The 9,447-nt window shown below is 58.1% G+C and carries 10 protein-coding genes; 5 read left to right on the top strand and 5 right to left on the bottom strand.

The annotated features are described in order from the left end of the window. The first annotated feature begins 223 nt into the window (after positions 1 to 223). Both rhtA and MO767_RS16475 read left to right on the top strand, forming a co-directional pair. Positions 224 to 1,111, top strand: coding sequence for a threonine/homoserine exporter RhtA (rhtA, locus tag MO767_RS16480; RefSeq protein WP_282481363.1), 888 nt, complete (start codon positions 224 to 226; stop codon positions 1,109 to 1,111). Between the two features lie 168 nt (positions 1,112 to 1,279). Next, positions 1,280 to 1,561 carry a hypothetical protein gene (locus MO767_RS16475; protein ID WP_046049236.1) on the top strand — a complete coding sequence of 94 codons (282 nt, stop codon included), beginning with the start codon at positions 1,280 to 1,282 and terminating at the stop codon, positions 1,559 to 1,561. A gap of 15 nt (positions 1,562 to 1,576) precedes the next feature. On the opposite strand, the gene MO767_RS16470 is transcribed toward MO767_RS16475, so the two are convergent. Continuing rightward, positions 1,577 to 2,137 (bottom strand): TetR/AcrR family transcriptional regulator, encoded by a 561-nt coding sequence (locus MO767_RS16470; protein WP_282481366.1) that lies wholly within the window; start codon positions 2,135 to 2,137, stop codon positions 1,577 to 1,579. A gap of 92 nt (positions 2,138 to 2,229) precedes the next feature. Between MO767_RS16470 and MO767_RS16465 the strand changes: the two genes are divergently transcribed. Beyond that, complete coding sequence (locus MO767_RS16465) at positions 2,230 to 2,958, top strand: SDR family oxidoreductase (protein ID WP_282481362.1); 729 nt, start codon at positions 2,230 to 2,232, stop codon at positions 2,956 to 2,958. A 34-nt stretch (positions 2,959 to 2,992) separates the two neighbouring features. Continuing rightward, positions 2,993 to 3,583 carry a 2-hydroxychromene-2-carboxylate isomerase gene (locus MO767_RS16460; RefSeq protein ID WP_282481361.1) on the top strand — a complete coding sequence of 197 codons (591 nt, stop codon included), beginning with the start codon at positions 2,993 to 2,995 and terminating at the stop codon, positions 3,581 to 3,583. On the opposite strand, the gene MO767_RS16455 is transcribed toward MO767_RS16460, so the two are convergent. Next, on the bottom strand, positions 3,580 to 4,578 hold the full coding sequence (locus MO767_RS16455) for a zinc-dependent alcohol dehydrogenase family protein (protein WP_282481360.1): 999 nt from the start codon (positions 4,576 to 4,578) through the stop codon (positions 3,580 to 3,582). The two genes, MO767_RS16460 and MO767_RS16455, sit on opposite strands and share 4 nt — an antisense overlap. A 104-nt stretch (positions 4,579 to 4,682) precedes the next feature. On the opposite strand from MO767_RS16455, the gene MO767_RS16450 reads away from it, so the two are divergent. Further along, the gene (locus MO767_RS16450) at positions 4,683 to 5,603 is read left to right on the top strand and encodes a LysR family transcriptional regulator (protein ID WP_282481359.1); all 921 of its coding nucleotides are present in this window, start codon (positions 4,683 to 4,685) and stop codon (positions 5,601 to 5,603) included. Here MO767_RS16450 and MO767_RS16445 read toward each other — a convergent pair. The 3 genes from MO767_RS16445 to MO767_RS16435 all read right to left on the bottom strand — a co-directional run bounded on the left by MO767_RS16445 (position 5,596) and on the right by MO767_RS16435 (position 9,444). After that, positions 5,596 to 7,404 carry an aminopeptidase P family protein gene (locus MO767_RS16445; RefSeq protein ID WP_282481358.1) on the bottom strand — a complete coding sequence of 603 codons (1,809 nt, stop codon included), beginning with the start codon at positions 7,402 to 7,404 and terminating at the stop codon, positions 5,596 to 5,598. The two genes, MO767_RS16450 and MO767_RS16445, sit on opposite strands and share 8 nt — an antisense overlap. Positions 7,405 to 7,469: 65 nt before the next feature. Next, complete coding sequence (locus MO767_RS16440; RefSeq protein ID WP_282481357.1) at positions 7,470 to 8,627, bottom strand: aminotransferase class V-fold PLP-dependent enzyme; 1,158 nt, start codon at positions 8,625 to 8,627, stop codon at positions 7,470 to 7,472. Positions 8,628 to 8,829: 202 nt separating this feature from the next. Continuing rightward, complete coding sequence (locus MO767_RS16435) at positions 8,830 to 9,444, bottom strand: LysE family translocator (RefSeq protein WP_282481356.1); 615 nt, start codon at positions 9,442 to 9,444, stop codon at positions 8,830 to 8,832. Between the last annotated feature and the right edge of the window lie 3 nt (positions 9,445 to 9,447).

The raw sequence follows: 9,447 nt of genomic DNA, 5'->3' as shown, positions 1-9,447 counted from the left end.
GCTGTCGAAAACTGCGTAACTCATTGTTTACCAAGGAGTTTTCCGTTTCGACTGCCCCGGAAGTGGGCCGAATTATAGACTTCCAGAATCTGCCGTCAACCCTTAATTACGCTTTTCTATAAGGACTCTCAAAATCGCTGCTTATATATAGACGCGCCTGCCATGAATGCGCAGTATATTGCCCAATAACACTCTCGCTTCCTACTTCGGACGATGCCACGCCATGAATGAGCAACCTCGTAGCCTTGCCTCCACCCTGTTTTCGGTTGGCCTGCTATTGATAGCCATGGCATCAATCCAGTCAGGAGCCTCCCTTGCTAAAAGCATGTTCCCCATTATCGGTGCGCAAGGGACCACCGCCCTGCGGCTGATCTTCGCCAGCGTGATCATGATGGCGATACTGCGCCCCTGGCGAGCGAAGCTCACCGCAAAATCCCTGCGCACCGTCATCATCTACGGAATGGCGTTGGGCGGCATGAACTTCCTCTTCTATATGTCCTTGCAAACCGTCCCCCTCGGTATCGCGGTTGCACTGGAATTCACCGGCCCACTGGCGGTAGCCATCTACGCCTCACGTCGCGCGATCGACTTTTTGTGGATCGCCCTGGCCGCCGTCGGCTTGCTGCTGTTAATACCGATGGGAGAAACGACCGCAGGAATCGATCTGGTAGGCGCCGGTTATGCATTGGGCGCAGGAGTCTGCTGGGCGCTGTACATTCTGTTCGGCCAAAAGGCCGGTGCCGACAATGGCGTGCAGACCGCGGCACTGGGGGTGATGATTGCGGCACTTTTTGTAGCCCCTATCGGTATCGTGCATGCTGGCGCCGCGCTGCTCACTCCCTCACTGATCCCCGTGGCCATCGCTGTCGCCATTCTGTCCACCGCCGTGCCCTACACGCTGGAGATGGTCGCCCTCACCCGAATCCCGACCCGGACATTCGGCACGTTGATGAGCATTGAACCTGCGATCGGCGCACTGTCTGGCCTATTGTTTCTCCATGAGTACCTCTCGCTGTCACAATGGATGGCCATCATGTGCATCATTCTGGCTTCCATAGGCGCGACCATGACCATGGGGAGTGCAGCCAAGCCTGCTGTCACTGCAGATTGAGACAGGATTTGACGAGGGTCTGGTATTTGCCGCGCAATTAGGCCATGTTTAGGCCCGAAACCCAGTGTCAGACATGGATTTTTCAGATAGGGATATCAGAACGCTTAAAGCGAAAGCGAATGCAGGCAAACCTGGGCACAAAGATCCGGGGACGCTATAAGGATAGTAATGAAACGAATTTTGATACTGATCGCCGTACTTGCGGTTGCGGGCTGCGCGGCGACATCGAAAACCCAGATTAAACACGGTAAGAAAGGGCTGCACATCAACTGTTCCGGGCTGTCGTCATCCTGGGACAAGTGCTACACCAGCGCTGCCAACTCGTGCGCACCCAAAGGTTACAAGGTCATCGCCAAGTCAGGGGACGCTGTGGAAGAACCAGGCGATTACCCGTTCGGCCTCAACCCTGCAGGCTATACCAGCCGCAGTATGATCGTTATCTGCAAATAGATTGATGCCGTCTTGTCAGGGTCGTGGCCCTGCGATCTGGCGGCCAATCTCATCGTAACTGGACTTCAATACAGCGCGCTGGATGTCTGGCGTGGCCAGCATTCGCGCAATGACCAACGCACCGATACATTGCGACAGAATCGCCCATGCCAGGCTGTCGCTTTCCAGAACCTGCGCCCAACTTTTCTGAAGCCGACAAATCCAGTTCTCAGCCTGCTGACGAATCATCACGTCTGAACGTGCTATCTCAGCTCCCAATGCCGGCAAAGCACAACCGGATTCCGGGTGTTCGACATGAGCCATGCTCAGGTAGTGTTTCAGGCAGCGCTGGAACTTCTCAGGATTCTGGTCCGCCCCTAATCGATCCAGGCTTTGAGACAGCTCACGCTCGACGATTGAAGCGAAAAGCTCATCCTTCGATGAAAAATGACTGTAGAAAGCCCCGCCACTCAAACCGATCGCCTTCATCAAACCGTCGACACCCACCGTTGAAAAACCAGACTTCTTGGCCGACACCGCACTGCTTTCAAGTAGTTTCTCTTTGGTTTCCAGTTTGTGATTGGCCGAGTAACGCATTGCCTTGCCCTCAGGATTGATCGCCTTGACGCTTGCCAAATCGTAGCATAACGTTCGTTTAGTTAACGATCGTTTAGCAAAGGGATCTACCCATGAACAACAAGAAGGTCGTACTGGTTGTAGGTGCAGGGGATGCCACCGGCGGCGCAATTGCAAAACGCTTTACGCAGGAAGGATTTGTGGCGTGTGTCACTCGCCGCAGCGCGGACAAACTCCAGCCGCTGGTGGACGCCATCAAGGCCGATGGCGGTGACGCCCACGGCTTTGCCTGCGATGCGCGCAAGGAAGAGGACGTTATTGCGTTAGTTGAGCAGATCGAAAGCCAGATTGGCCCGATCGAAGCGTTCGTTTTCAACATTGGCGCCAATGTGCCTTGCAGCATTCTCGAAGAAACCGCGCGCAAATATTTCAAGATCTGGGAAATGGCCTGCTTCTCAGGATTTCTCAACGCTCGTGAAGTGGCCAAGCGCATGGCCAAGCGTCAACGCGGGACTATTTTGTTCACCGGCGCTACCGCCGGCCTGCGTGGGGCCTCAGGTTTTGCGGCGTTCGCCGGCGCCAAGCACGGGATTCGTGCCCTGGCGCAAAGCATGGCGCGTGAATTGGGGCCGATGAACATTCACGTCGCCCATGTTGTAGTCGACGGTGCCATCGATACCGATTTTATCCGCGAGAGCTTCCCCGAAAAGTACGCGACCAAGGACCAGGACGGCATTCTCAATCCAGAGCACATCGCCGAGAACTATTGGTACCTCCACAGCCAGCCCCGTGACGCATGGACCTTCGAGCTGGACCTGCGCCCCTGGAACGAACGCTGGTAACCCCCCTAAAAATAAAAAGCAGAGTGCATCGACCATGAGCAAAACCGTGGAGTTCTATTTCGACATCGGCAGCCCCGCCACCTACCTGGCGTACACCCAACTGCCAAAGATCTGCGAGCAGACCGACAGCCAGTTGATCTACATACCCATCCTGCTGGGTGGCGTTTTCAAAGCCACAGGTAACGCCTCCCCCGCGACGATCCCCGCCAAGGGCCGCTACATGTTTCAAGACCTGGACCGCTATGCAAAGCGCTATGGCGTGCCACTGAAGTTCAACCCCCACTTCCCTATCAACACCCTGATGCTGATGCGCGCTGTCACCGGCATGCAGTTGCGCCATCCCGAGCGCTTTCAGGCGTTCATCGATTGCCTGTTTCACGCCCTCTGGGTTGAAGGCCGCAGCCTCGATGACCTGGCGACCGTCGCGTCAGTACTGACACAGAACGGTTTCGATCCAAATGAGGTGCTGGCCCTGACCGCCGACGAGGAAGTCAAAGCCGTTCTCAAGGACAACACAGATAAAGCAGTGCAACGGGGCGTATTCGGTGCCCCGAGCATGTTTGTCGATAATCAGCTGTTCTTCGGCCAGGATCGCCTGGACTTTGTCCTTGAAGCCCTGAGTTAAACCTCGACAACCAACCGCCCCTGCGCAGCTCCCGAAACGAGCAGTTCATGGGCGGCTTCAGCGGTTTGCAGCGTGAACTGCCGAGGGTCGAGCAACGGTTTCAACTGACCCGCCTCGATCAACTGCGCAGCCTCCCGAAGTATCTCCCCGTGATGCTCGCGACCCTTGCCAGTCAGCAACGGCAACAACGTAAATACTCCAGAATAAGTCGCCCCACGAAACGAGAGCGGCGCAAGACTGTGCGATCCCCATCCGAGACAACTCACCACATGTCCCTCGTAGACCCGAGCAGCCTTGAATGAAGCGTCCAGCGTCTGACCACCCACCGTGTCGTAGACAATGTCGAAGCCCTGCCCCGCCGTGTGCTCAGCCACATACTCCTCAACCGAAGATTTGCGGTAATCAATAAACGTCGCACCGAACCCTTCAATGATCGCCTGCTGCCCGGTCGACCCGGTGGCAAACACGTCAGCACCGAAAGCCCGGGCAATTTGTATAGCCACATGCCCGACACCACCCGCACCGCCGTGAATCAGCACTTTCTGCCCCGCCCGCACCCGCGCACGATCCACCAATCCTTCCCACGCCGTGATCAGTACCAACGGCAACCCCGCCGCCTCGCGCATGCTCAGATTGCCTGGCTTACGCGCCAGCAGTCGTGCATCGACGGCGGCGTATTCAGCCAGTGAACCCTGCGCACCGCCAATGCCAGTAGCCATCGCATAGACCTCATCACCCAATAGCCATCCGCAGACACCCTCCCCCAATGCCTCCACTGTTCCCGCAAGATCAATACCCAATACCGCCGGCAGCGGCTGGCGCGCATGAGTAGCCTGACCCGACCGAATCTTTCCATCCAAAGGGTTCACCCCACTGGCCTTGATCCTGACCAATACCTGTCCGGCTCCAGGCACGGGCCGTTGAATGGAAGCTAAGCGTAAAGGCCCGTTGGCCGAATCAACAATCAGAGCGCGCATTTCAAGTGAGTCAGTCATTTCGCAATTTCCCGTCAGAGTAGGCTGTGGGATTAATGTTCCTCCCCCTCACTCATGCTGATAAGACGCTATATAGCTATAGTGACCATGCCCATTTGGCATCAATGAGAAACCCCGTGGACAAACTCAATGCAATGGCGATCTTCGTCCGCGTTGTCGAACGTGGCAGCTTTTCTGCCGTCGCCCGGGAATTGCAGACCAGTCAGCCGACCATCAGCAAAGTGCTACGAGCACTGGAAACAGAGCTGGGTGGAAAGTTGATTTCCCGCGGCACCCGACAACTGTCCCTGACCGACGAAGGTCAGCGGTACTACAGCGAATGTCGACAAATTCTGGCGGCCGTAGACGCCGCAGAACACAGTTTTCACTCCGGCCGCGAAGCTGTTGCCGGAAACCTGAAAATCGGATCTTCCGTGAGTTTCGGGCGCTTGCAGATTGCTCCGCGACTGCCGGCATTCCTCAAAACACATCCCCAGGTGCAAATTGATCTGCAACTGAGCGACCAAAATCAGGACCTGGTCAGTGAAGGACTGGACGTCACGTTCAGGATTGGCGAGTTGAACGACAGCGGATTGATCGCCCGCCGCATCGGCACCACCCACCGAGTGACCGTCGCAGCGCCCGATTACCTTGCGCAACACGGCCACCCGCAAACGCCCGAAGAATTAAGCGGACACAACTGTCTGCTGTTCAACCTGCTGAACAGTCAGAACCTATGGGTTTACGAGAGAGAGGCCCAACGTCACGAAGTGCGAATCAAGGGCAACGCACAAAGCAACAACTCCGAGGCAATCCGCGAGATGGTATTGGGGGGACTGGGGATTGCGCTGTCGCCGGTTTGGCTGTTCAGCGAGGACTTGAAGGCGGGACGCGTGACCGCGATTATGCTGGAATACCGCGCGCAGTCGCTGCCGATTCATGCCGTGTCCCCGGCGAATCGTCGCCAATCCGCCAGGGTCAAAGCCTTTGTCGACTACATGAGCCAGGCGCTCGAAGAAGCGCCTGAACTCCAACCGATCAAATAGCCGCAGTCCGAGTGTTCAACCACTCAAGGGCTGCGCCGTCGAGCAACGGGCTCAAGCGCTCGCGCACCTCGGCATGGTAGGCGTTGAACCACTGTTTTTCGTCATCGGTCAGCAGCGACGGTTCCAGGCAGCGAGTGTCGATCGGGCACAAGGTCAGGGTTTCGAACTTCAGGAACTCACCGAACTCGCTTTTGCCCGCCTCACGGTTCAACACCAGGTTCTCGATCCGCACACCCCAGCGGCCCGGACGGTAAGTGCCCGGTTCGATGGAGGTGATCATGCCCGGCTGCATCGCGGTTTGCGGTGCTGCGGCGGCCTGATAGGCGATGACTTGCGGGCCTTCGTGCACGTTGAGGAAGTAGCCAACGCCATGACCGGTGCCGTGACCGTAATCAACGCTTTCAGCCCAAATCGGCGCGCGGGCAATCGAATCGAGTAACGGCGAGAGAATGCCACGAGGGAATTGCGCACTGGACAACGCAATCACGCCTTTGAGCACCCGCGTGCAATCGCGCTTCTGCTCATCGGTCGGCGTACCGACCGGCACCATCCGCGTGATGTCAGTGGTGCCGCCCAGATACTGGCCGCCGGAGTCGATCAACAACAGACCGTCGCCTTCGATCACTGCGTGTTCTTCTTCGGTGGCGTGGTAGTGCGGCATCGCACCATTGGCATTGAACGCGGCAATGGTGTTGAAGCTCAGCGATACGTAACCCGGACGTCGGGTACGCGCGGCCGTCAGGTGTTCGTCGATGGTCAGCTCGGTGATGCGCTCACGACCCAACGCACTGTCCAGCCAGGTGAAGAATTCGCACAGCGCCGCGCCGTCCTGCTCCATGGCCTGACGAATGTGCTCGGCATCGGCCAGGCTTTTTTGCGACTTGGCCAACGTCGTCGGGTTCAGGCCTTCGACCAGCTTCACGCCGCTGTCCAGGTTATCCAGCAAGCCAGCGGTGACGCGCGCCGGATCGACCTGCAGGCTCGCTCCGCTCGGTACGGCGCTCAAGGCAGCAGCCACTTCGCTGTAGTCGCGCAGGGTCACGCCGTCCTGTTCGAGGATCGCGCGCAGCTTGGCATCGACCTTGCTCAACGCAACGAACAAAGTTGCTTGCTGCTGGCTGATCAAGGCAAAGGAAACAAACACCGGGTTGAACGACACGTCACCGCCGCGCAAGTTGAACAGCCAGGCGATGTCATCAAGGGTGGCGATGAAATGCCAGTCGGCACCGCGATCTTTCAAAACCTCACGCAGCTTGGCCAGTTTCTCGCCGCGACTGACCGTCGCCTGAGGCGGCAGGTGTTGATAGATCGGTTCATTCGGCAGCGTCGGACGGTCGCTCCAGACTTCGCTCAACACATCGATGTCAGTGCGCAGACGAGCGCCGCGTTCTTCGAGCTTGCCACCCAACGTACGCGCCGAAGCGACGGCCATTACCGCACCATCTACCGCGACGACACCACCTTCAGGGGTTTGCTCGGCCAGCCAGTCCAGCGGGCCGGGCTGACCCGGTTGTAGCTTGACCAGTTCGATCCCGCTGCCCTTGAGTTCCTTGGTCGCTTGTTCCCAATATCGGCTGTCGGCCCAGACGCCGGCAAAGTCCGGCGTAACGATCAGCGTGCCGACCGAGCCATGGAACCCCGACAACCATTGCCGCCCTTGCCAGTAACCCGGCAGGTATTCCGAAAGATGCGGGTCGGCCGACGGCACCAGCAGAGCGTGAATGCCCTCCCGGTTCATCAGATCGCGGGTTTGCGCCAGGCGTTGAGGCACCGATCCATTGATCGAAGGCTGCGTACTCATCATGTCTCCTGCTAATCACTTCATCATTATTGTTGAGTGCCGATCAACGCCGGCACTTTCAGACCTTATTGCCAAAATGCCGGAGCACTGGCGCAGGCCGCTTTAATCAGGTGTACCGCTTGGTCGATGTCCTGCTCGGTGGTGAATCGGCCGAGACTCAAGCGAATGGTGCGACTCGCCGAGCGGGCGTCATGCCCCAGGGCCAGCAGCACATGGGACGGAGCATTGCTGGCGGAGTTGCAGGCCGAGGTCGCGGAAAACGCGATCGAGGTGCTCAACGCCGCGGAATTGAACTCGCCTTCGTTGAAGGTCAGGCTCAGGGTATGGGGAATACGTTCGGTCGGGCTGCCATTGAGGCGAACCCCGGGAATGCTCAGCAGTTGCTCAAGCAAGCGCTCGCGCAACCGGACGATCGTGGCTTTCTCTTCATCGAACGAGGCGGCCGCCAACGCGAACGCCGCACCCATGGCAGCGATTTGGTGAGTCGCCAGGGTGCCGGAACGCAAACCGCCCTCGTGACCACCGCCGTGGATCTGCGCCTGCAAACGCTGTTGCGCGCGCGGGCCGACATACAACGCACCAATGCCTTTGGGGCCATAGAGCTTGTGGGCGGAAAACGACATCAGGTCCACCGGCCACTCGGCCAGATCGATCGCCACTTTGCCCGCGCCCTGTGCCGCGTCGACATGGAACAACACATCGCGATCACGCACTACCTGACCGATGGCCGGAATGTCATTGAGGGTGCCCAACTCGTTATTGACCAGCATCAGCGACACCAGAAAGGTGTCTTCGCGCATTGCTTCGCTGACCGCTTGCGGGGTAATCAGACCCTCGGCGTCAGGCACCAGATAAGTCACCGCAACACCGGCCTCCTGCAACTGCTTTGCCGTGTCGAGAATCGCTTTGTGTTCGATCTGGCTGGTGATGATGTGGCCGCCAGAAACGCCGCGAGCCTGGGCCACGCCCTTGAGGGCAAGGTTGTTCGACTCGGTGGCGCCGGAGGTCCAGACGATCTGTTGTGCCTGGGCGCCGACCAGTTCAGCGACCTGCCGCCGCGCCTGCTCGACCGTTTTCCGGGCCTGTTGACCGAACGCATGGGAGCTGGACGCCGGATTGCCGAAGTTGCCGGTAAAACCCAGACACTCGACCATGACCTTGATGACCCGCTCATCCACCGGCGTGGTGGCGGCGTAGTCGAAATACAGAGGACGTTTATTCATAGAAGACTCGCAGAGCATGTTCCGGGATCAGGAGGCTCGTCACTGAAACGTCAAGCGCAGCCTCGTGAGCTGCGCCGATGTCCAGAGCGTTAGAAATACCTGATCGGAGGCCGTTAAAGAAGAACAACTTCATTTAAAAGTGCGTAGGAACGCTCCTGAAGTCGAGCTTAACAGGCATCGGGCAACCGGTTGAAACAATGCGTCAGCTAAAGCTTTCAAGCAACAACGGATACAGCGAAGCCACCAGCAGCAAGGCCATGCCCCAATTGAACAGCCGCAACCAGCGGCGATCTTTCAGCACGTTGCGCAACAACGTGCCGCAGCCTGCCCAGACACTGACGCTCGGCAGGTTGATCAAGGCGAACACGGCCGCAATCACGATCACATTGGTGAAGTAACCCTGCATCGGCGTGTAGGTGCTGATGGCACCAATGGCCATGATCCAGGCCTTGGGATTGACCCACTGAAACGCTGCGGCGCCCAAATAAGTGATCGGCTTACTCTCGCCCTTTTCACTCTCGGAAACCGGTCCCGAACGAGCGATTTTCCACGCCAGATACAGCAAATACGCCGCGCCGACGTAACGCAGCACGCTGTAGAGCAAAGGATAGGTTTGAAACACTGCGCCCAAGCCGAAACCTACCGCCACCACCAGCACGAAGAAACCGCAGGTGATGCCAAGCATGTGGGGGATGGTGCGGTTAAAGCCGAAGTTCACACCCGACGCCAGCAACATTGTGTTGTTGGGGCCGGGAGTAATCGAGGTGACAAGCGCAAACAGGGCGAAGCCCAGCAGCAGATCGAGCGAGAGCGTCATGGG

Origin of the sequence: Pseudomonas sp. UYIF39, from assembly GCF_029963765.1 — a bacterium.
Lineage (GTDB): Bacteria > Pseudomonadota > Gammaproteobacteria > Pseudomonadales > Pseudomonadaceae > Aquipseudomonas.
Note: the sequence above shows the minus strand (reverse complement) of the source record. Positions and strands in the feature narration are given on the sequence as shown.

Bases quoted from the DNA above. Each gene is read 5' to 3' on its own strand.
- rhtA (WP_282481363.1), top strand. From the start codon at position 224: ATGAATGAGCAACCTCGTAGCCTTGCCTCCACCCTGTTTTCGGTTGGC.
- MO767_RS16475 (WP_046049236.1), top strand. From the start codon at position 1,280: ATGAAACGAATTTTGATACTGATCGCCGTACTTGCGGTTGCGGGCTGC.
- MO767_RS16470 (WP_282481366.1), bottom strand. From the start codon at position 2,137: ATGCGTTACTCGGCCAATCACAAACTGGAAACCAAAGAGAAACTACTT.
- MO767_RS16465 (WP_282481362.1), top strand. From the start codon at position 2,230: ATGAACAACAAGAAGGTCGTACTGGTTGTAGGTGCAGGGGATGCCACC.
- MO767_RS16460 (WP_282481361.1), top strand. From the start codon at position 2,993: ATGAGCAAAACCGTGGAGTTCTATTTCGACATCGGCAGCCCCGCCACC.
- MO767_RS16455 (WP_282481360.1), bottom strand. From the start codon at position 4,578: ATGACTGACTCACTTGAAATGCGCGCTCTGATTGTTGATTCGGCCAAC.
- MO767_RS16450 (WP_282481359.1), top strand. From the start codon at position 4,683: ATGAGAAACCCCGTGGACAAACTCAATGCAATGGCGATCTTCGTCCGC.
- MO767_RS16445 (WP_282481358.1), bottom strand. From the start codon at position 7,404: ATGAGTACGCAGCCTTCGATCAATGGATCGGTGCCTCAACGCCTGGCG.
- MO767_RS16440 (WP_282481357.1), bottom strand. From the start codon at position 8,627: ATGAATAAACGTCCTCTGTATTTCGACTACGCCGCCACCACGCCGGTG.
- MO767_RS16435 (WP_282481356.1), bottom strand. From the start codon at position 9,444: ATGACGCTCTCGCTCGATCTGCTGCTGGGCTTCGCCCTGTTTGCGCTT.